19 protein-coding genes are annotated in these 21,486 nt (G+C 65.8%); 12 read left to right on the plus strand and 7 right to left on the minus strand.

What is annotated here, in order from left to right:
* Positions 1-226: 226 nt before the first annotated feature.
* The 6 genes from RAD16_RS19880 to RAD16_RS19905 all read left to right on the plus strand — a co-directional run bounded on the left by RAD16_RS19880 (position 227) and on the right by RAD16_RS19905 (position 10,222).
* Positions 227-1,225, plus strand: coding sequence for an AAA family ATPase (locus RAD16_RS19880; protein WP_458159591.1), 999 nt, complete (start codon positions 227-229; stop codon positions 1,223-1,225).
* Entirely contained in the window at positions 1,225-2,169 is a 945-nt protein-coding gene (locus RAD16_RS19885) for a DUF58 domain-containing protein (RefSeq protein ID WP_458159592.1), read from the plus strand. The genes RAD16_RS19880 and RAD16_RS19885 overlap by 1 nt, the downstream gene beginning before the upstream one ends.
* Positions 2,166-4,979, plus strand: coding sequence for a DUF4159 domain-containing protein (locus RAD16_RS19890; RefSeq protein ID WP_458159593.1), 2,814 nt, complete (start codon positions 2,166-2,168; stop codon positions 4,977-4,979). The genes RAD16_RS19885 and RAD16_RS19890 overlap by 4 nt, the downstream gene beginning before the upstream one ends.
* Before the next feature lie 67 nt (positions 4,980-5,046).
* Complete coding sequence (locus RAD16_RS19895) at positions 5,047-7,110, plus strand: hypothetical protein (RefSeq protein ID WP_458159594.1); 2,064 nt, start codon at positions 5,047-5,049, stop codon at positions 7,108-7,110.
* A gap of 142 nt (positions 7,111-7,252) precedes the next feature.
* Positions 7,253-7,657: a DUF2946 family protein gene (locus RAD16_RS19900; protein WP_458159595.1), complete on the plus strand. Its 405-nt coding sequence runs from the start codon at positions 7,253-7,255 to the stop codon at positions 7,655-7,657.
* 135 nt (positions 7,658-7,792) lie between these two features.
* Positions 7,793-10,222: a TonB-dependent receptor gene (locus tag RAD16_RS19905; RefSeq protein ID WP_458159596.1), complete on the plus strand. Its 2,430-nt coding sequence runs from the start codon at positions 7,793-7,795 to the stop codon at positions 10,220-10,222.
* 142 nt (positions 10,223-10,364) lie between these two features.
* On the opposite strand, the gene RAD16_RS19910 is transcribed toward RAD16_RS19905, so the two are convergent.
* Positions 10,365-10,883, minus strand: coding sequence for a GNAT family N-acetyltransferase (locus tag RAD16_RS19910; protein ID WP_458159597.1), 519 nt, complete (start codon positions 10,881-10,883; stop codon positions 10,365-10,367).
* 53 nt (positions 10,884-10,936) lie between these two features.
* Positions 10,937-12,058, minus strand: a complete 1,122-nt coding sequence (locus tag RAD16_RS19915; protein WP_458159598.1) for a hypothetical protein — start codon at positions 12,056-12,058, stop codon at positions 10,937-10,939.
* Positions 12,059-12,208: 150 nt separating this feature from the next.
* Here RAD16_RS19915 and RAD16_RS19920 point away from each other — a divergent pair, with 150 nt between their 5' ends.
* Together RAD16_RS19920 and RAD16_RS19925 are read left to right on the plus strand one after the other, a co-directional pair.
* Positions 12,209-12,964, plus strand: coding sequence for a glycosyltransferase family 2 protein (locus tag RAD16_RS19920; protein ID WP_458159599.1), 756 nt, complete (start codon positions 12,209-12,211; stop codon positions 12,962-12,964).
* 53 nt (positions 12,965-13,017) lie between these two features.
* A complete protein-coding gene (locus tag RAD16_RS19925) occupies positions 13,018-13,395 on the plus strand; it encodes a DUF2304 domain-containing protein (protein WP_458159600.1) in 378 nt (125 codons plus the stop codon).
* Positions 13,396-13,398: 3 nt separating this feature from the next.
* Here RAD16_RS19925 and RAD16_RS19930 read toward each other — a convergent pair whose 3' ends face one another.
* On the minus strand, positions 13,399-13,890 hold the full coding sequence (locus tag RAD16_RS19930; RefSeq protein ID WP_458159601.1) for an NUDIX domain-containing protein: 492 nt from the start codon (positions 13,888-13,890) through the stop codon (positions 13,399-13,401).
* 116 nt (positions 13,891-14,006) lie between these two features.
* Here RAD16_RS19930 and RAD16_RS19935 point away from each other — a divergent pair, with 116 nt between their 5' ends.
* Entirely contained in the window at positions 14,007-14,888 is an 882-nt protein-coding gene (locus RAD16_RS19935) for a metallophosphoesterase family protein (RefSeq protein WP_458159602.1), read from the plus strand.
* Positions 14,889-15,028: 140 nt separating this feature from the next.
* On the opposite strand, the gene RAD16_RS19940 is transcribed toward RAD16_RS19935, so the two are convergent.
* The 3 genes from RAD16_RS19940 to RAD16_RS19950 form a co-directional block, all read right to left on the minus strand.
* Positions 15,029-15,583, minus strand: coding sequence for a hypothetical protein (locus tag RAD16_RS19940; protein WP_458159603.1), 555 nt, complete (start codon positions 15,581-15,583; stop codon positions 15,029-15,031).
* Positions 15,584-15,778: 195 nt separating this feature from the next.
* A complete protein-coding gene (locus RAD16_RS19945; RefSeq protein ID WP_326899240.1) occupies positions 15,779-15,988 on the minus strand; it encodes a DUF4170 domain-containing protein in 210 nt (69 codons plus the stop codon).
* Positions 15,989-16,017: 29 nt separating this feature from the next.
* Positions 16,018-17,652, minus strand: a complete 1,635-nt coding sequence (locus RAD16_RS19950) for an isocitrate lyase (protein WP_458159604.1) — start codon at positions 17,650-17,652, stop codon at positions 16,018-16,020.
* Positions 17,653-17,882: 230 nt separating this feature from the next.
* On the opposite strand from RAD16_RS19950, the gene RAD16_RS19955 reads away from it, so the two are divergent.
* Complete coding sequence (locus RAD16_RS19955) at positions 17,883-19,328, plus strand: helix-turn-helix domain-containing protein (RefSeq protein ID WP_458159605.1); 1,446 nt, start codon at positions 17,883-17,885, stop codon at positions 19,326-19,328.
* Positions 19,329-19,469: 141 nt separating this feature from the next.
* Here RAD16_RS19955 and RAD16_RS19960 read toward each other — a convergent pair whose 3' ends face one another.
* A complete protein-coding gene (locus RAD16_RS19960) occupies positions 19,470-19,763 on the minus strand; it encodes an antibiotic biosynthesis monooxygenase (RefSeq protein WP_283081352.1) in 294 nt (97 codons plus the stop codon).
* A 404-nt stretch (positions 19,764-20,167) separates the two neighbouring features.
* Between RAD16_RS19960 and RAD16_RS19965 the strand changes: the two genes are divergently transcribed.
* Together RAD16_RS19965 and RAD16_RS19970 are read left to right on the plus strand one after the other, a co-directional pair.
* A complete protein-coding gene (locus RAD16_RS19965) occupies positions 20,168-20,962 on the plus strand; it encodes a hypothetical protein (protein ID WP_458159606.1) in 795 nt (264 codons plus the stop codon).
* Between the two features lie 158 nt (positions 20,963-21,120).
* Positions 21,121-21,477: a hypothetical protein gene (locus tag RAD16_RS19970; protein ID WP_458159607.1), complete on the plus strand. Its 357-nt coding sequence runs from the start codon at positions 21,121-21,123 to the stop codon at positions 21,475-21,477.
* Positions 21,478-21,486 lie beyond the last annotated feature (9 nt).

Below are 21,486 nucleotides of genomic sequence, written 5' to 3' on the forward strand. Positions count from 1 at the left end.
CCACACCGGATTAATCCGGTGTGGAGGTCGCCACTTCGTGATGCCCTACATACCCTTAAGCCGATAAGGTGGGGATAGGTTAATTCAACGAATACATGGCCTTCCTGCAAGTCTAGCATAGGGCCCATGTGATGACGTGACGGCGCAAGACCCTCACGGCGGAAGACGACGACTCAGGAACGTGACGACGCAAGCGAGCCGCGTGGCAGGCTGAAGGAGCGAACGGATGGCGGAGAGTGTCGAGAAACTCGAAGACGGGATCGTCCGTTCGGCCGAACAGGTGTCGGCTCAGATTCGCGCGGCGAAAGACGCGATCGCATCCGTCATCTTCGGCCAGGACCGCGTGATCGAGAACACGCTGGTCACGATCCTCTCCGGCGGCCACGCACTGCTGATCGGCGTGCCTGGTCTCGCCAAGACCAAGCTGGTCGAGACGCTCGGCGTCACGCTCGGTCTCGACGCCAAGCGCATCCAGTTCACGCCTGATTTGATGCCGTCCGACATTCTCGGCGCCGAAGTGCTGGATGAGAGCACCGCCGGCAGGCGCGCCTTCCGCTTCATTGCAGGTCCGGTGTTCGCGCAGTTGCTGATGGCCGACGAGATCAACCGGGCCAGCCCGCGCACCCAGTCGGCGCTGCTGCAGGCGATGCAGGAGCAGCACATCACGGTTGCCGGCGCACGTCACGATCTGCCGAAGCCGTTCCACGTGCTCGCGACGCAAAATCCGCTGGAGCAGGAAGGCACCTATCCGCTGCCCGAAGCGCAGCTCGACCGCTTCCTGATGGAGATCGACGTCGATTATCCCGATCGCGACGCCGAGCGCCGTATCCTGTTCGAGACCACCGGCGCCGAAGAGACGCTGGCGAAGGGCTCGATGAGCGCGGATGCGCTGATCACCGCGCAGCGGCTGGTGCGCCGCCTGCCGGTCGGCGATTCCGTCGTGGAGGCAATCCTGTCGCTGGTCCGCTCGGCCCGTCCGGGCGAGGAGAGCGGCGAAGCCGGCAAGTTCATCGCCTGGGGCCCCGGCCCGCGCGCCAGCCAGTCGCTGATGCTCGCCGTGCGCGCCCGCGCGCTGATCGACGGACGCCTTGCGCCCTCGATCGACGACGTGCTCGACCTCGCCGAGCCCGTGCTCAAGCACCGCATGGCGCTGACGTTCCAGGCGCGCGCCGAAGGTCGCACGATTCCGGACGTGATCAAGCAACTGAAAACACGGATCGGTTGATGGCAGCAGAGACCGGGCACACAGCGAAGGAGATCATCGCGATCCGACGTGCCGATGGCGAAAGCCGTACGCTCGCCGCTTCGCTGCCGCGCCTGGTGCTCGAGGCCCGCCGCATCGCCGCCAACGTCATCCACGGCCTGCACGGCCGGCGCCGCGCCGGCTCGGGTGAGAATTTCTGGCAATACCGCCGCTTCGTCTCGGGCGAGCCGGCGCAGAATGTCGACTGGCGCCGCTCGGCGCGCGACGACCATCTCTATGTCCGCGAGCTCGAATGGGAAGCCTCGCACACGGTGTGGATCTGGCCCGACCGTTCGCCGTCGATGGCGTTCGCCTCGAAGACCGCGCGTGAATCCAAACTGGAACGCACGCTGATCGTCGCCTTCGCGCTGGCCGAACTGCTGGTCGCGGGCGGTGAACGCGTCGGCATTCCCGGGCTGATGGCGCCGACCGCGAGCCGCAGCGTGATCGACAAGATGGCGCAGGCGATGCTGCATGACGATGCCGACCGGCTGAGCCTGCCGCCGTCCTTCGTGCCGGCGGCGCTGGCCGAGATCATCGTGCTGTCGGATTTCTGGTCGCCGATCACGGAGATCAGGACGACGCTCGCAGGGCTCTCCGGCTCCGGCGCGCATGGCACGCTGGTGCAGGTCGTCGATCCCGCCGAGGAGACATTCCCCTATTCGGGCCGCATCGAATTCGTCGAGCCCGAGGGTTTTGGCGTGATCACCGCCGGCCGCGCCGAGAGCTGGGCGCAGGATTACACCGCGCGGCTCGCGCTGCACCGCGACCAGATCCGCGCCGAGACGGGCAAGCTAGACTGGCTGTTCGCGACCCATGCGACCGACCGTTCCGCCGCCGAACTGCTGCTGTACCTGCATGCCGGCATGCAGGTGAGCAAGTCCGGCGCGCGCACCACCACGATCAAGGCGGGGCCGGCCGCATGATGGGATTGCCGCTCGCCTTCACCGAACCGCTGCTGCTGATCGGCCTCGTCAGCCTGCCGGTGCTGTGGTGGCTCCTGCGCGTGATGCCGCCGCGGCCGCGCCGCATAGAGTTTCCGCCAACGCGCCTGTTGTTCGACATCGCGCCACGGGAAGAGACCCCGTCGCGAACGCCGTGGTGGCTGACGGCGCTGCGTCTTCTGGCCGCCGCGCTGGTGATTTTCGCCGCCGCCGGCCCGATCTGGAATCCGCAGACCGGGCTTGCCGACAGCAAGGCGCCGCTGATGATCATGCTCGACGACGGCTGGAGCGCCGCATCGAACTGGGATGTCAGGCTGAGAACCGCCGACGAGCTGATCGCCAACGCCGACAACGACCGCCGCGCCATCGCGCTGGTGCCGCTGTCCGAGCCGAACCGCGACATCACCCTGATGCCGGCGGGCGCCGCGCGCGTCGCGCTGCGCCAGATCGTGCCAAAGCCCTATTCGATCGATCGCGTCGAAACCCTCACCGCGGTCGACCGTTTCCTGAAAGCCACCGGCGATTGCGAGATCGCCTGGCTGTCCGACGGCGTCGACACCGGGCGCGGCGACGAATTCGTGCAGGCGCTCGGCAAGACCATCGGCGACCGCAGCCTGACTGTGTTCGAGGGCGGCACCTCCTCGCCGCTGGCGCTGGTCGCGGCCGAGAACGCCGCCGCCAAGATGACGGTGAAGGTGTTGCGCACCGACAGCGGCATCGCGGTGGGCACCGTGCGCGCGCTGGACCAGAAGGCCTCGCCGATCGGCGAAGCGCGTTATTCGTTCGGACCGCAGGACAAGGAGACCGAGGCCTCGTTCGACCTGCCGGTCGAGCTGCGCAACGACATCACGCGGCTCGAGATCACGGGCGAGCGCTCCGCCGGCGCGGTACAACTGCTCGACAAGCGCTGGCGCCGCCGCGCCATCGGCATCGTCACCGGCACGACCAGCGAGACCGCGCAGCCGCTGCTGGCGCCGACCTTCTACCTCACCCGCGCGCTGGCGCCGTTCGCCGACGTGCGGCTCGCCGATCGCGGCTCGCCGCAGCAGGGCATCACCCAGTTCCTCGACCAGAAGCTGCCGATGATCATCCTCGCCGATGTCGGCACCGTCGCGCCCGAGCTGCGCGATCGCCTCAATGCCTGGGTCGACCAGGGCGGCGTGCTGGTGCGCTTCGCAGGTCCCCGCTTGGCGCAAGCCGAGGACGATCTCGTGCCGGTGAAGCTGCGCAAGGGCGGCCGCACGCTCGGCGGCAGCCTGACCTGGGAGAAGCCGCAGCACCTCGCCTCGTTCACCGCCGACGGACCGTTTGCCGGCGTCGCAGTCCCCAAGGACGTCACCATCAACCGCCAGGTGCTGGCCGAGCCCGACGCCGTACTCGCCACCAAGAGCTGGGCCTCGCTGGAAGACGGCACGCCGCTCGTCACCGGCGAGCATCGCGGCAAGGGCATCGTCAGCCTGTTCCATGTCAGCGCCGACATGCGCTGGTCGGACCTGCCGATGTCGGGCACCTTCGTCGAGATGCTGCGGCGGATCGTCGACATGTCCGGCTATACCGCCAAGCCCGGCGCAGGCCCTGCCGGCGAAGCCACCACCGAAACGGTGGCGCCGCTGCACATCCTCGACGGCTTCGGCGCCTTCGGCCCGCCGCCTGCGACCGCAAAGCCGCTGCCCGCGGATTACCGCGACCGCGCCACACCCGATCATCCGCCGGGCTTCTATGGTCCGGCTGAAGGACCTCTCGCCGTGAACACGCTTGCCGCCGCCGACCGCATCGCAGCCCTGAACACCGCGAGCCTGCGCGCCCGGCACGCCACCTACACCAATGCCGAGCCGCGCGATTTGCGTGGTTGGCTGCTCTCGACGGCGCTGGCACTGTTCCTGGTCGACGCCATTATCGTCGCGGTGCTCGGCGGCGGTATCGCCGCGCTGCTGCGCCGGCGCGCCGCGACCGCTGCGATCGTGCTCGGTTTGATGCTGGCGGGCCTGGTGTCGCTCTCGCCGACACCGTCCTACGCCGACAGTGCATCCGACGAGTTCGCGATGAAGGCGGTGTCGCAGACCCGCCTCGCCTATGTCGTCACCGGCAATGCCGACGTGGATTCCATCGTCAAGGCCGGCCTGTCCGGACTGACGCTGTTCCTGGCGCAGCGCACAGCGCTCGAGGCCGGCGATCCCGTCGGCATCGATCCTTCGCGCGACGAGCTCGCCTTCTTCCCGCTGATCTACTGGCCGATCGTGCCCGGCGCGCCCAAGCCACCGCAGGACGCCATCAACAAGATCGACGCCTATATGAAGCAGGGCGGCACCGTGCTGTTCGACACCCGCGACGCGATCGAAGCGCCGCCCGGCGAGAACGGCGCCGCGCAGACGCCGGGGATGCAGACGCTTCGCCAGATCCTGTCCTCGCTCGACGTGCCCGAGCTCGAGCCGGTGCCGCGCGAGCACGTGCTGACCAAGACCTTCTACCTGCTGCGCGACTTCCCCGGCCGCTTCAACAGCGGCCAGACCTGGGTCGAGAGCCTGCCGCGCGAGGAGGACGACGACAGCGCGCAGCGGCCGGCCCGCGGCGGCGACGGCGTCTCGCCGATCATCATCACCTCGAACGACCTTGCCGGCGCCTGGGCCGTGCGCCCCGACGGCCAGTACATGCTGCCGGTCGCCGGCGGCGACGCCCGCCAGCGCGAATTCGCCTACCGCGCCGGCGCCAACATCGTCATGTACACGCTGACCGGCAACTACAAGGCCGACCAGGTGCACGCACCGGCCCTGATCGAACGTCTCGGGCAATGAGCATGATCCGGAAAAGTGGAAGCCGGTTTTCCGGCAAGATCATGCTCACAACGAATAGAAGTTCACTATGAATTACGGCATCGCGTTCACGCCGCTTGTTCCTGCGATCGTCCTGTGGCTTGCGCTCGCGGCGATCGTCGTCATCGCGATCGTGCTGCTGGTGGCGCGGGCGCGCGGCGCGGCCGTGCGCGTGGCGGCGCTGGCGCTGTTCCTGCTGGCGCTCGCCAATCCCTCCTTCACGCGCGAGGACCGAGATCCCCTCACCTCGGTCGCCGCGATCGTGGTCGACAAAAGCCCGAGCCAGAATTTCGGCAACCGCAATCGTGAAGCTGCCCAGGCGCAGGAGGCGCTGGTCGACAACCTGAAGAAGATCAAGGGCCTCGAGGTCCGCGTCGTCGACGCCGGACAGGCCGACGGCGAGACCGACGGCACCAAGCTGTTCGGCGCGCTGGCCTCGGCGCTGTCGGACGTGCCGGTCGACCGCGTCGCCGGCGCGTTCCTGATCACCGACGGCCGCGTCCACGACATTCCCGCCAACGCCGCCGCGCTCGGCTTCCAGGCGCCGGTGCACGCGCTGATCACCGGGCAGAAGGACGAGCGCGATCGCCGCATCGCGATCACCGCCGCGCCGCGCTTCGGCATCGTCGGGCAGACCCAGACCATCACCTACCGCCTCGACGACCAGGGCGTCTCGGGCGAACGCGCCAAGGTCACGGTGCGCCGCGACGGCGAGGTCATCAACGAGCGCCAGCTGTCAAGCGGCCAGAGCGCCAGCGTCGACGTCGACATCAAGCATGCCGGTCCGAACATCGTCGAGATCGAGGCCTCGCCGCTCGAGCGCGAGCTGACGCCCGTGAACAACCGCGCGGTCGTCTCGATCGACGGCGTGCGCGACAAGCTGCGCGTGCTCTTGGTCTCGGGCGAGCCGCATTCCGGTGAGCGCACCTGGCGCAACCTGCTGAAGTCCGACGCCAGCGTCGATCTCGTGCACTTCACCATTCTGCGTCCGCCGGAGAAGCAGGACGGCACGCCGATCAACGAATTGTCGCTGATTGCGTTTCCGACCCGCGAGCTGTTCCAGCAGAAGATCAACGAATTCCAGCTGATCATCTTCGATCGCTACGCCCGCCAGGGCGTGCTGCCGATCGCCTATTTCGACAACATCGCGCGCTATGTGCGCGCGGGCGGCGCGGTGCTGGTCTCGGCCGGTCCCGACTATGCATCCAACACCAGCATCTGGCGCACGCCGCTGGACTCGGTGCTGCCGGCGGAGCCCGTCGGCGTGACCGAAAAGCCGTTCTATGCGCATCTGTCCGACATCGGCAAACGCCACCCCGTCACGCGCGGTCTGGAAGGCTCGGCCTTCGAGCCGCCGCACTGGAGCCGCTTCTTCCGCACCGTGGACACCCGCAATGCCGTCAACCCGCCGGTCATGACCGGCGTCGACGGCAAGCCGCTGCTGTTCCTGTCGCGCTTCGGCGAAGGGCGCGTCGCACTGCTGCTCTCCGACCACATCTGGCTGTGGGCGCGCGGCTATGAAGGCGGCGGCCCGCATCTCGATCTGCTCAGGCGGATGTCGCATTGGCTGATGAAGCAGCCCGACCTCGATGAAGAGGCGCTCCGCCTCCAGGTACAGGGCAAGGATCTCGTGGTGGTGCGCCAGACCATGGCGGACAGCGTCCAGCCGGTCAGCGTGACCTCGCCCTCGGGCGTATCGCACGATCTGACGCTGAGCCCCGGCGATCCCGGCGAATGGCGCGCCAGCCTGCCCGCCAGCGAGCTCGGCCTGTGGCAAGCGACCGACGGCACGCTGAAGGCGCTGATCAATGTCGGCCCGACCAATCCAAAGGAATTTTCGGAAGTCACCTCCACGATCGAAACCCTGAAGCCGCTGGCGCAGGCGACCGGCGGCAATGCCGTGCGCGTCGCCAGCGGCTCCAGCGTCGAACTGCCGCGCATCGTGCCGGTGCGCTCGACGAGCACCTTCGCCGGTGACGGCTGGATGGGCGTGCGGATGCGCGACGCCAGCGTCGTCAAGGGCGTCGGCGTGCTGCCGATCTTCGCCGGCCTGATCGGCCTGTTGCTGCTGCTCGGCGCGTTCGCCGCCACCTGGGTCCGCGAAGGACGCTAGTTGCCGGAACGACACATCGGATCGGCTCCCTGCGCGCGCCGGTCCACTCGCGATTGACATTCGCTGAGCAATGCTGCGATGTTACACTATAACATCGCGAGATCAGGGGATGATCCCTCGCGATGCGGGGTGGCGTTTCCAGATGAAGTGGTTCCGGTCGCATATCAGGCACGGCGCCCGGCTCGCGTTGTTCGCGATGCTGGTGCAGCTCGCGCTGACCTTCGGCCACAGCCACTGGTTCGCGCAGGCCACTCCCCTCGCCCAATCCTCGCTCCAGCAGGCGGACAGCACCGGGACCATTGCGTCGCCGGACCGCGCCGCGATCCAGAAGCAATCGCCGGCAGGCCCCGATAGGGAGCAGCCGGGCGACGACAATTGCGCGATCTGCGCCGTTGTCGCGATGGCGGGCACGGTCGTCTCGGCGACGCCGCCTTTGCTGCTGCTGCCGCAGGCGATCGAGCTGCTCTACCTCACGACAGATGCCGAATTCGTCCATCTGAAATCGGCCGGCACGGCGTTCCAGCCGCGCGCCCCTCCCGCCTCCTGACTCCAGACATCGTTAGACCACGCCCGGGTTCGAATGCCCGGGAGCAGTTGAAGTCGAATTCCGTCGCGCTGCGACGGCAGGCCGCCTCCGATCAGCAAAGCATCTTCCGGACGGCGCCTGACTGGAATCAGGACCATGTCATTTGAATTGCGACGCATGCAGCATCTCGCCGGAGCAAGCCTGCTCCTGCTCGGCGCCGCCGCCACGTCCGCGCTGGCTCAGGAATCTGCAAAACCTCCTGCGCAACAACCTGCACAACAGGCACAGGACAAATCGTCGACCGAGATCCCGTCCGTCACCGTGACGGCCCCGAGTCCGATCGTGCGCAGGGCGGTGGTGCCGACGCGCAGTCCGGTCCGCACCACGCGAACCGCGCGCGTGCGCAGCCAGCAACCTGCGCCCGAAGCGGCGCCGGCAGCGGCGGCCGCAGCAGCACCAGCCGCGCCCCAGCGGGGCGTGCTGCCGATCGTGACCAATCAGTTCGCCACGGTCACCGTGGTGCCGAACGAGGAGATCCGCCGCGAGGGCGGCGGCCAGCTCGGCGACCTCCTGTTCTCGAAACCCGGCATCACCGGCTCGAGCTTCGCGCCCGGCGCCTCCAGTCGGCCGATCATCCGCGGTCTCGACGTCAACCGCGTCGGCATCGTCGAGAACGGCACCAATTCCGGCGGCGCCTCCGACCTCGGTGAGGATCATTTCGTCCCGATCGATCCGCTCGCGACCAACCAGGTCGAGGTGGTGCGCGGCCCGGCCGCCTTGCGCTACGGCTCGACCTCGATCGGCGGCGTCGTCAGCGCCACCAACAACCGCATTCCGGACGCGCTGCCGTCCTGCGCACCGTCATTCCAGACCTACGGAATGCCGACCAAGGCGCCGCTGGCGACCGCCGCGACCTCGCCTTGCGTCACCGCCGAGACGCGCACCGCGTTCAGCTCGGTCGATCGCGGCGTCGAAAGCGGCGTGCTGCTCGACACCGGCGGCGGCAATTTCGCGTTCCATGCCGACGCCTATGGCCGCACGACGTCCGACTATTCGATCCCGAGCTATCCCTATCTCAACGACCCGTCGCGCCCCGTGAACGGCCGCCAGCCGAACTCGGCGACGCGTTCGGATGGCGCCTCGATCGGCGGCTCCTACTTCTTCCAGGGCGGCTATATCGGCGCATCGATCACGCAGAACGACTCGCTCTACCACATTCCCGGCATCGACGGCGCCGACCACCAGACGCGGATTGACGGCCACCAGACCAAGATCAACGTCAAAGGCGAGTACCATCCGGACGCGACCGCGATCGACACCGTCCGCTTCTGGGCCGGCGCGACCGACTACCGCCACAACGAGATCGGCCTTGCCGATCCCGCCGATCTCAACAGCGACGGCATCAGGCAGACCTTCACCAACAGGGAGCAGGAGATCCGCACCGAGGTGCAGTTGATGCCGTTCAACGCGCGGTTCGCCGAGGTGACCACGGCGTTCGGCTTCCAGGCCGGCCATCAGGAATTGACCGCGCCGAGTCCCGACGATCCGAACAGCCCACTCAACGGATTATGGGACCCTAACAAGAACAACAGGGTCGCCGGTTACGTCTTCAACGAGCTGAAATTCAGCGAGACCACCAAGGCGCAGATTTCCGGACGCATCGAGCATGTCGATCTCTCCGGGACAACGCCGGCATTCATACCTCCCGTGTTCGACGTTAATGTCGACCCTGCCAGCATTGGTCCTGCCACGCCGCGGAACCTGCACTTCACGCCGAAGAGTGCGAGCATTGGCCTGCTCCAGGATCTGCCATGGGGTCTGGTTGCCAGCGTTACCGGTCAATACGTCGAGCGAGCGCCGAAACCGGCAGAGCTCTTTTCGCGCGGCGCGCATGACGCGACCGCTACCTTCGACATCGGCAATCCCGACCTCGGCATCGAAACGGCAAAATCGATCGAGGTCGGCCTGCGGCGGGCGACAGGGCCGTTCCGATTCGAACTCACCGGCTACTACACGAGGTTCAATGGCTTCATATTCCGCCGATTGACCGGCAATACGTGCGACGCGGCCGCTTGTGTGGACATCGCCAATCCGGACCAGCTTGAGCTGCAGCAAGCGAGATATTCGCAGCGCGATGCAATCTTCCGCGGCGGCGAATTCCAGTCGCAGCTCGACGTTGGGTCGCTCAACGGCGGCATCTGGGGTATCGAGAACCAGCTCGACGTGGTCCGCGCCACCTTCACCGACGGCACCAACGTGCCGCGCATTCCGCCGGTGCGGCTGGGCGGCGGCGTGTTCTGGCGCGACGACAACTGGCTGATGCGCGTCAATCTGTTGCACGCCTTCGCGCAGAACAACGTCGCCGTCATCGCGGAGACGCCGACGGCCGGATATAATCTGCTGAAGGCCGAGGTGAGCTACAACACCAAGCTCGACCCGCGTCAGTTCGGCGCGCGCGAGATGACGGCCGGCATCGTCGGCAACAATCTCCTCAACGCGAACATCCGCAACTCGGTGTCCTACACCAAGGACGAGGTGTTGCTGCCCGGCATCGGTGTCAGGGCGTTCGCGAACTTCAAGTTCTAGGCTTGAGCCTGTCGGGGCCTGCGGGCCCCGACGTATGCCGCGGGCCGTAGCCCGGATGAGCGAAGCGACATCCGGGACAACAGATCTGTAACGAAAGGTTTCCCGGATATCGCTGCGCTCATCCGGGCTACGAAAGACGCACCTACCCTGCGCGCGCCATGCTCCAGTCCGGGCCGACCGGACCCGACACGCCCTCGAACGCGCCCTCGACGAGCTCGAACACCAGGACACGCGCGGCATCGACCGGGCCCGGCATGGTGATGCGGCCCTTGGGCACCTGCTTGAAGCCGACGCGGCTGTAATAGGGCTCGTCGCCGACCAGCAGCACGAGGCGGTGGCCCTTCTCCTTGGCGTCCTTCAGCGCCCGCTCCATCAGGACACGGCCGATGCCGCGGCTGCGGAACGGCGGCTCGACGGTGAGCGGGCCCAGCATCAGCGCCTTGGTGTCGCCGATCAGGATCGGCAATTGCCGGACCGAGCCGACCAGCAGCGTGCCGATGCGCGCGGTGAAGGAGACGTCGAGCAGATGGTCGACATGCTCGCGGATCCGGTAGGCGCTGAGCACGAAGCGGCCGGGGCCGAAGGTACGTTCGTGCAGCCGTTCGATCGCCTGGGCGTCGCCGGCGGCTTCGGGAAGGATGGTGAGCGAGAGATCGGTCATGTCAGCATGCGTCTTCGAGCGAAATGGACCCGGGTTCGCGTCAGGAAAACGCGTCAATTCGGGATGCGGGATAACATCTCGGGGGCCCGCGGTCCATCGGCCACATGAAGCTCCTTGGCCGGGCCGCGGGTGAAAACGGCGGCGAACAGCATGGTCCAGAACGACAGCATCAGGACGGGGATGATGTAATACTGCGTGAACACCGGATGCGTGGCGAAGAACGCCAGATTCAGCGCCAGATTGCCGCCGACCAGCAGCGTGAGCTGCCTGACGCCCGCATGATTCGCGATACGCCACAGCAACGGGGTCCAGACACAGGCGATCACGATCAACGGGAACTGGGGGTCGCTGAGATAGGCACGCAGGACGGCGGGATCCAGACTCGGTGGGGCCGTGTCCTGGCCGCCATAGGCCGAGACCAGCGGATGACCCGAATTGACGAGGTTCGCCGCAAGCACCGGCAGCAACCCGACAATGAACGCAAGGCCGAGGGTGAAGGCTGCCGCGAAGGTCTCGCGTGTACGCCACCTCAGGAGGGACACTCCGAAGAAGAGGAAATAGCCGGCCGCAAGAACGACATTGGCGATTCGAAAATTCGCGGCCAGACCGAGCAGAACGCCGACGACCGCGATCATCAGCAGGCGGCGGCGATCATCGCCGACGAACAATCGCGCCGTGCACAGGCCCAACAGCGCGCAAACGACCATGGTCGGCGCCATCGAATAGCTCGCCTTGGTCGGATTGATCATGAAGTAGATCGACAGCGCACCGAACGCTGCAGCAAGCGCCAGCGTTGCGGATTCTCGCGCCCGCCACAGGCCGTACAGCGCAAAGCCCGCGATGATCAGATTGGCGAGCACATAGAGCGGAACGACCTGAAAACCTTCTGGAAACAGTGCCAGCACGAAGCCGGTGCCCGGCGGCGGCGTCATCACCCGTTTGCTGCCGTCCGCGGTCTCGGTATGGCAGGGCGCCTTGGTCGGCTCGTTCCATTCCGGAAAAGCGATGCTGCGCAGCTTGCCGGCGAGATAACCGTCGGTATCCCTTGCGAGGCTGGTGTCGAGACCGTGCCAGCCGAAGCGCTGGAACAGATGCGCCTGCCGGAGATAGCAGATGTCGTCATAGACGCCGCGGCTCTCGCTCCACTGCGAGATCAGGCGAACATTGCTCGCCAAGATTACCAGAATCAAAAGCGAAAAAAATACTTTAACAACTTTCATGGACGCCTGCAGGGCGAGTCGCCCCAGGTTGAAATGGGCTCTGCCGCCTGTACAGGAAAAGCAGCGACAAGTATAGCAAGGTAGGCTTTCGGGGGCGAGGCGGCCGTGACCAATCGGAAATTGGGTTCGACCGATATTTGTAGTTCTGCACAGCACGCAGGCGCGCCGCGGATTCTGCTCGTCATTCCCTGCTTCAACGAGGAAGCCTCGATCGGCGGTCTCCTGAACGAGATCGCGGCGACGGGCTGCCACTACCACACGCTGGTCGTCGACGACGGCTCGTCGGATGCGACGGCGGCGGTGGCAAGCCGCAGCTCGCCCGTCGCGCGTCTTGCACAGAATCTCGGCATCGGCGGCGCCGTGCAAACCGGCATCAAATACGCAGCGCGCCAGGACTTCGATTTCTGCATCCAGATCGACGGCGACGGCCAGCATGATCCCCGCGCCATCAAGACTCTGCTGAATGCCTATCGCAAGCAGCCCGCCAACATCACCATCGGCAGCCGCTTCATCGACCATGCCGGCTTCTGCTCGACGCGGCTGCGACGCGCCGGCATCAGGCTGATCACGCTTGCGCTCAACAGCCTGTTCAGTAGCGGCGGCGGAATCACCGATCCGACCAGCGGCATGCGGCTGCTCGACCGCTCCGCCATCGCCTTCTTCGCCAAGGCCTATCCGACGGATTTTCCCGAGCCGATCTCGCTGGCCTGGGCGATGCGCGCAGGGCTCACGGTGAACGAGGTCCCGGTCGAGATGCGGGCGCGCGAGACCGGCGTCAGCTCGATCGACGGATTGAAGTCGGCGAGCTACATGGTCCGCGTGCTCGGCTACATCCTGCTCGCGCGTCTGAGGTCGTCATGACGCTGCACCCGCTTTCGATCCCGTCATCCATTTGAACATAGAGAGGAGGCGCCATGACAAACGTCCTTCCAAGCGCAGAGACGGTCGTCGTCATCTCCGCCTTCGCGCTGATCTACATGCTGGTGCTGCTGAAGAAGACGCTGCAGGGCAAGTTCGATCTCTACGATTTCCTGATGCTGTCCATGGTGGCGATCATCCCGGCGGGCTTCACGCTGTTTCCGCGGCTGGGCTATCTCGTCAGCCATCTGACCGGCGTGGTATTTCCGTTCGTCGTCATGTTCGGCGCGCTGTTCCTGGTGGTGTTCGCGTTCATGCACAACATGACGGCGCGGCTGCACAAGCTGGAGCGGCAGAACTGCGCGCTGATCCAGGAGCAGAGCCTGCTGGCGCTGGAGCTGCAGGCCAAGGAGAACAACAGGTCCGGCGGCTGATCCCTATCGCCACGTCACTGTCAGCGGCTTGCCATCCAGCACTTCGGCGAGCCGCAGTCGCGTTCCTTGCGTGGTCCCTTCGGGCAGCGCCGTGATCGCGAAGAACCCGCATTCGACGATCTCGTGGTTGGGCTCGGGGATGCGCTCCTGTTTGAACTGCCTGACGACGTAGACCGCGACATGGTCGCGGCGGGAGACGTGACTATTGAGGAAGATGCCGTGCAGCACGGCCTCACCGGTGAGGTCGATATCGCCCTCCTCCTTGAGCTCGCGCCGCATCGCCTGCTCCATGGTCTCGCCGAGATCGACGCCGCCGCCGGGCAGATACCAGCCGGCGACGTAGCTGTGCCTGACCAGGAACACCCGGTTCTCGGCATCGAGCACCACGGCGCGGACGCCGAGCGTCATGCCGCGCACCAGCAGGAACCAGGCGTGGAAGATCCGCCGCAGCAGCGGCTCGAATTTCCGTCGGACCCGATTCAGACGATCCCCCATCAGGCTCTCTCAAGTCCCCTCTTCAGGCTTTGCGCGAGGCTTTGCTCGAGGCTTAGCTTGCGCAGTCCTCGCGACCTTGCCATTACAGCGCAGCAATAGCGAGGCAATCGCGCGTCATGGCCCCCTTCACGCTCGCCCATCTGTCCGATCCGCATCTGCCGCCTCTGCCAAAGCCGCGGCTGATCGAGCTCGCCGGCAAGCGCGCGCTCGGCTACGTCAACTGGACGCGCAACCGCCACAAATACCAGCGCCGCGAGGTGCTCGATGCTCTCGTCACCGACGTGAAGGCGCAGATGCCGGACCACATCGCCGTCACCGGCGATCTCGTCAACCTCGCGCTGGAAGCCGAGTTCGCGCCGGCGCGCGCCTGGCTCGACGGCGTCGGTCCGCCCGACCGCGTCACCACCATTCCCGGCAATCACGACGCCTATGTCCGCGCCACCTTCCATCGCTTCGGCGAGACCTTTGCGCCCTACCTCACGGGCGACGACGGCCGCATCGGCTTTCCCGGTGTGCGCCGGCGCGGGCCGCTCGCGCTGATCAGCCTGTCCACGGCGGTGCCGACCCTGCCTCTGATGGCGACCGGCACGCTCGGACCCGATCAGCTCACGGCGCTCGAACAGGTCCTCGACCGGCTCGCGGCCGAAGACGTCTTCCGCGTGCTGCTGGTGCATCATCCGCTGAACTCCAAAGCGCGCCAGAAGCGGATGACCGACTCCGCCGATTTGCTGGCGCTGTTGAAGCGCCACGGCGTCGAGCTGATCCTGCACGGGCACGACCACATTCATTCGACCATGTGGTTCGAGGGCCCCAACGGCAACATTCCCGCGATCGGCGTGCCGTCGGCCTCCGCGCTCGCGCACGGGCACTATCCGGCGGCGGCGTATAATCTGTTCACGATCGAGAAGGACAATGCCGGCTGGCGCTGCGAGCAGACGGTGCGCGGGCTTGGAGCCGGGTTTCGGATCCAGCAGATCAAGCATGTGAGGTTGATTTAGCTCCCCGTCATCCGGAGCATGCGAAGCATGAGCCCGGAATCCATCGGGCGGCGGTGCATGCGGATCAATGGATTCTCAGATGCGCAATTGCGCATCATAGCTCGCGCTACGCGCGCCCCGGAATGACGGCGGAGGGTGTCTCACCAGCTCCGCAAAACCGCGAGCACCGCAAGCCCGAACAGCGCGGCGGCACCGAGGATAAATCCGAACACGAACGGCCAGACGCGCGAGCGGCGCGGCGGCGCGGCGGCTGGGGCTTGCGGCTCAGGCGGGACCACCATCGCGCGCTCGCGCTCGACGATGCGGCGGGCGACGTAGTCGGTGACGGCCTCGACGATCACGGCGGTGTCGTGCGATTCGGCGAGCACGATACGGCCGAAGCGGGTGTCCTGGACGAAGCGGTACTGCCGCTTGTCGCGCCCCATCATGATGTGGGCGACGACGTCGATCCACAGTCTCGGCGTATCGCCCTGGCTGATGCCGCGGTCGAACAGGTCGATCTGATCCGGCACCTGGGCGAACAGCGGATCGAGCGCGTCGTTGAGGATCTCGAGCCGCGCCACCTCGGCATCGCGCAAATCGACGACCACGCCGGTCCGGTCGGCGGCCTCGATCCGGGCGCGCAGCAGCGCATCGCGCAACCGTACCGGGCGCGGCTGGCTGGGATGGGTCCCGCTGGTCTCGGGCTCTGACATTGTCGGCCTCGTGCTGAATTGCTGGCGTTAACCTATCAGCAACCAAACCGTCCGCAAAGGGCCCACAATTCCAGATACTTACAGCACCCACAGGGGCGTCATCCGTGCCAAAAACAGACGATCCCACCCAGGCAGCGCCTGGATGGGACCCTCCGTCCTTGGACGTCTTCTTGTTTCAGGTCGGAGCCGGGGCCCTCAGGCCGAGACGCGCGACGGCTCTTCCACGATCGAGAAGCGGACGCCGGCCTTGTGGCGGCTCTCTTCCGACACTTCCTTCCAGCAGTCCTCGGCTTCCTTGCGGGACTTGAAGGGGCCTTTGACCTGAGCGGAGCCTTCCACGAGCTTGTGGAAGTTCATCGAGCCGAACTCGCCGCCGATCACCCAGAAATTGCTGCCTTTGGTCATTGTCAGTCTCCTCTCGAAGCGCGTGTGTGTTAGCCGAACTGGTTCATCGTGTTGTGGGCGCCGCCCGCCTTCAGGGCCGCGTCACCCGCGAAGTATTCCTTGTGGTCGTCGCCGATGTCGGAGCCGGCCATGTTCTGGTGCTTGGCGCAGGCGATGCCCTGACGGATCTCCTGGCGCTGCACGTTCTTGACGTAGCCGAGCATGCCCTGCTCGCCGAAATACTCGCGTGCGAGGTTGTCGGTGGATAGCGCGGCCGTGTGATAGGTCGGCAGCGTGATCAGGTGGTGGAAGATGCCGGCGCGCTTGGCCGAATCCGCCTGGAAGGTCCGGATGCGCTCGTCGGCTTCGATTGCCAGCGGCGTGTCGTCGTATTCCGGCTTCATCAGCTCGGCGCGGTTGTACTGGCTGACATCCTTGCCGGCTTCCTTCATCGCGTCGTAGACCTGCCAACGGAAGTTGATGGTCCAGTTGAACGACGGCGAGTTGTTGTAGGCCAGCTTCGCATTCGGAACCACCTTGCGGATCCGATCGACCATCTTGGCGATCTGCTCGATATGCGGCTTCTCGGTCTCGATCCAGAGCAGGTCGGCGCCGTTCTGCAGCGAGGTGATGCTGTCGAGCACGCAGCGGTCCTCGCCCGTGCCGGGACGGAACTGGTAGAGGTTGGAGGGCAGCCGCTTCGGACGCATCATCTTGCCGTTGCGGTTGATGATGACATCACCGTTGCGGGCGTTCTCCGCGGTGACTTCCTCGCAGTCGAGGAAGCTGTTGTACTGGTCGCCGATGTCACCGGGCTTGTGGCTGACGGCGATCTGCTGCGTGAGGCCAGCGCCGAGCGAGTCGGTGCGGGTCACGATGATGCCGTCTTCGACGCCGAGTTCGAGGAAGGCGTGGCGGCAGGCGCGGATCTTCGCGATGAACACCTCGTGCGGCACGGTGACCTTGCCGTCCTGGTGACCGCACTGCTTCTCGTCGGAGACCTGGTTCTCGATCTGCAGCGCGCAGGCGCCCGCCTCGATCATCTTCTTGGCGAGCAGATAGGTCGCCTCGGCGTTGCCGAAGCCCGCGTCGATGTCGGCGATGACGGGGACGACATGGGTCTGGAAGTTGTCGATCTTCGCGATTAGCTCCTTCTCGCGGGTCGCGTCGCCTTCCTTCCGCGCCTTGTCGAGCAGACGGAAGATGTCGTTCAGCTCGCGCGAATCGGCCTGACGCAGGAAGGTGTACAGCTCCTCGATCAGGGCCGGCACCGAGGTCTTCTCGTGCATCGACTGATCGGGCAGCGGGCCGAACTCGGAGCGCAGCGCCGCGATCATCCAGCCGGAGAGGTACAGATAGGTGCGATCGGTCTTGCCGCCGAAGTGCTTCTTGACCGAGATCAGCTTCTGCTGGGCGATGAAGCCGTGCCAGCAGCCCAGCGACTGGGTGTACTTGGTCGGGTCCTTGTCATAGGCCGCCATGTCGGCCCGCATCAGCGCCGCGGTGTAGCGGGCGACGTCGAGACCGGTCTTGAAGCGGTTCTGCAGGCGCATGCGCGCGACGGCCTCGGCCGACACCCCGTTCCAGGTCGGTTGGGTCTTGAGGAGCGCCTGCGCCGCCTCGACCTCGCTCTGATACGAGGCCGGGCCCTGAAGGGTGCTGATGCCACGGGGCTGATAGTTCATGTGCCTGATCCTTCTCGCTGACGATGGCGATGGCTTGCCATCGACATTTTTGACAATGCATTGCGAAATGCGTGCCTTGAGCTAAACGCGAGAAAGGGAAGTTCGTATAGAGGCCTTGTATTTGAATGGTGATGTCATGTAACATCAGAACATGTAATAGATGTTATTTTGTAAATCTTGTAAAAATATAGGTCAGAGAGACTGACCTTGATGCCGCTGGAGACCTGACAATGCCCCCCGAATCCGGGAAGAAGCTGTTCGTCGGCCCGCGCTTCCGGCGGATCCGCCAGCAATTGGGGCTGTCGCAGACCCAGATCGCCGAGGGGCTCGGGATCTCGCCGAGCTACGTCAATCTGATCGAGCGGAACCAGCGTCCGGTGACGGCGCAGATCCTGCTGCGGCTGGCCGAGACCTATGACCTCGATCTGCGCGACCTCGCCACCGCCGACGAGGACCGATTCTTTGCCGAGCTGAACGAGATCTTCTCCGATCCCCTGTTCCGCCAGATCGACGTTCCCAAACAGGAACTGCGCGACCTCGCCGAGCTCTGTCCCGGCGTCACCCACGCGCTGCAACGGCTCTATGCGGCCTATGCCGAGGCGCGCCAGGGCGAGACGCTGGCGGCGGCCCAAATGGCCGACCGCGACGTCGGCACGCGCTACGAGGCCAATCCGGTCGAGCGCGTGCGCGAGCTGATCGAGGCCAACCGCAACTATTTTCCGGAGCTCGAGCAGGCCGCGGAGACCCTTCGCGACGAGCTCAACGTGCCAGCTGAAGGGCTCTATGCAGCGCTGGCCGCGCGCCTGCGCGAAAAGCATTCGATCCAGACCCGCATCATGCCCGTGGACGTGATGCGCGAGACGCTGCGGCGCTTCGACCGCCATCGCCGCCAGTTGCTGATCTCGGAGCTGGTCGACCCGCCCGGCCGCGCCTTCCAGCTCGCGTTCCAGCTCGGGCTTGGCGAATGCGCGCAAGCCCTCGAGACCATCATCGGCCGCGCCGGCCCGCTCGACGATGCGCCGCGCCGGCTGTTCCGCATCACGCTCGGCAATTATTTCGCCGCGGCCGTGATGATGCCCTACCCGGCGTTTCTCGCCGCCGCCGAAGCGCTCAACTACGACATCCACGTGCTGGCGCAGCGTTTCAATTCCGGCTTCGAGCAGGTCTGCCATCGCCTCACCACCTTGCAACGGCCGAACGCGCGCGGCATTCCGTTCTTCCTGCTGCGCGTCGACAATGCCGGCAACGTCTCCAAGCGCTTCTCCTCCGGCACCTTCCCGTTCTCGAAGTTCGGCGGCACGTGTCCCTTATGGAATGTGCACTCGACCTTCGACACGCCGGATCGCCTGCTCAAGCAGGTGATCGAGCTCTCCGACGGCACGCGCTATTTCTCGATCGCGCAGATGGTGCGCCGGCCCGTCGCGCCGCACCCGCTGCCGCAGCCGCGCTTCGCCATCGGCCTCGGCTGCGAGATCCGCCACGCCGCGCGGCTGACTTATGCCGCAGGCATGGACCTGGAGAAGACGGAAGGCACGCCGATCGGCGTCAACTGCCGCCTCTGCGAGCGCGAAAACTGCGCCCAGCGCGCCGAGCCGCCGATCACGCGCACGCTGATTTTGGACGAAACGACGAGAAGGGTGTCGAGTTTCGCGTTCTCGAATGCGCGGGAGTTGTGAGGGGGTGCATTTGCCTCCATCTCGTCATTGCGAGCAAAGCGAAGCAATCCAGACTGTCTCCGCAGCAACAGCCTGGATTGCTTCGTCGCCAGCGCAAAATTACTTCGCAATTTTGCGCGGGCTCCTCGCAATGACGAGGACTCAGGCCAGCGTATGCACGATCACCGGCCCGGCCGCCGCGCTCGCATGGCCCGCGAGCAGCGGGGCCAGATCCTTCTCGATCCAGGCGATGGCGCGCTTGTTCGCCTCTTCGGCCTGCTCGAACTTGTCGAAGATCGAGATCGCGGTGACGGTGTCGTCGCCGGCATAGACGACGTAATAGGCGCGGAAACCGTCGACGTCGCTGATGATCGGAACGGCGCCGTCCTTGATGCGGCGCGCCAGCTCTTCGGCGCTCCCGCTCTTCGCCTTGGCCTGACGGATGGCGGCATACATGGCATCCTCCCTTCCGGCTAATGATGTGGGGCCTGGTGCCCTCGAGGGAATCTACACCCGAGCGCCCACCCCGTCATCCTCGCGCAACCGCGAAGCGGTTGTCGCTGGAGGTGCGAGCCATGGGGCGCAAAGCGTCCCATGGGGAGCCTCGAAGGATGCACGGCCGGGATGCAGCCGGGCCGTCGCCCTTCGAGGGCCGCTGAAGAAGCGACGACCTCAGGGTGACGATGATGGGTAGCGCGCCGCCGATCCATGCTTGGTTAACCCGCCCCTAATCCGCCCGCGCGTTATGCAACCAACGGTTAAGCACGCCTCAACATCGGTGCCTTAGTCTCGCCCCACTCACTTTTCGCAAACAACGGGCAGCCTATCCTGCGGCGTGAAGTGACATCAGGGGGTTCATCATGCGCATTGCGTTGCTGCTGACCGCGACCATCGTCGGCGCGCTTTTCGCCAGTCCGTCCAATGCCGGCTCGCCAGAGGCCGCCAGCCAGCCGCTGCCGCCGGGCTTCCAGAGCTATCGCGGCTACATGTTCGACCTCACGGAGAATTCCGACCGCAAGGACGTCGACAAGCTCAGAGAGAATCTGAAGCAGCAGATCGACGTCGTCGAAGGCGTCGGCCTCTCGCCGCGCGTGCTGCGCTTCTTCCACACCGTTCCGATCGTCGCGAGCGAGCTGGCCTGCCTCGACGAAGGCGCCGCGACCGCGTGCTACGGCCGCGTCACGCCCGACATCCAGCGCACTGCGCCCCGCACACTGACGGTCTGGGACCCCGGCAAGCAGCGCTGGACCAATCCGAACGCGGTCGACCTCGCGGTCGATTCGGGGCTCGGCGTGATCATGCTGCGCCCGGACATGCGCTACGAGAAGGAAGCCGTGCTGCTGCATGAGCTGCTGCACGCCTATCACGCGCGGCTCTTGCCGGACGGCTACGCCAACAAGGGCGTGATCGGCTATTACGCCTATGCCAAGTCCAAGGACCTGCTGCCCAAGGAAGCCTATGCGCTGAAGAATCCCATGGAGTTCTTCGCCGTGACCGCCAGCGTCTTCCTCGCCGGCAAGAGCGAAGTCCACGATCCCAAGTCGCGCGAGGCGCTCAAGGAGAAGATGCCGGACTATTACAAATATCTGGTCGGCGTGTTCGGCTTCGACCCCGATCCGGCCGCATCGAGCGGCCCGGTCGCCTCGCTGAAATAAGGCGGGCAGCAAGCCCCCAATAGCCGCGCGAAATGCGCGGCTTTTTTGTTTTGGGACCCGGAAGCTGCGGATGACGGGCGGCCGGGAATTGCCAAGGTGGGGCCCGATCTGCATAGTCCCGCCCGCATCGATACCTGTTTTCAAGAGGATAGAAGAACATGGCGGACGCCGACCTGGATGTCGTGATCCGGCAACTGGCCAGACAGCTGCAGACGGGCCTGATGACCCGCGCCAAGGAGCGGCGGGATCGCTTCAGCGGCCTCGCCGCCAAGGCCAAGGGCAAGGAGACCGGCGACCGCTTCAAGATGATGGCCAAGGCCACCATGGAGCAGGCCACCGCCGCCGCAAGGCGCCTGCAGATGTCCGCCGACAACGTCGCCGACAGCTACGCCCGCGCCATGCGCCTCGCCGCCAGCACGCCGATCGAGGTGAAGGCGGAGAAGAAGCCTGAGAAGAAAGCGAAGCCTGAAAAGAAGCCCAAGGCGAAGAAGGCGAAAGCCAAGAAGGCGAAGTAAGGCGAGGTC

The sequence above is a fragment of the Bradyrhizobium sp. 18BD genome (assembly GCF_054185225.1).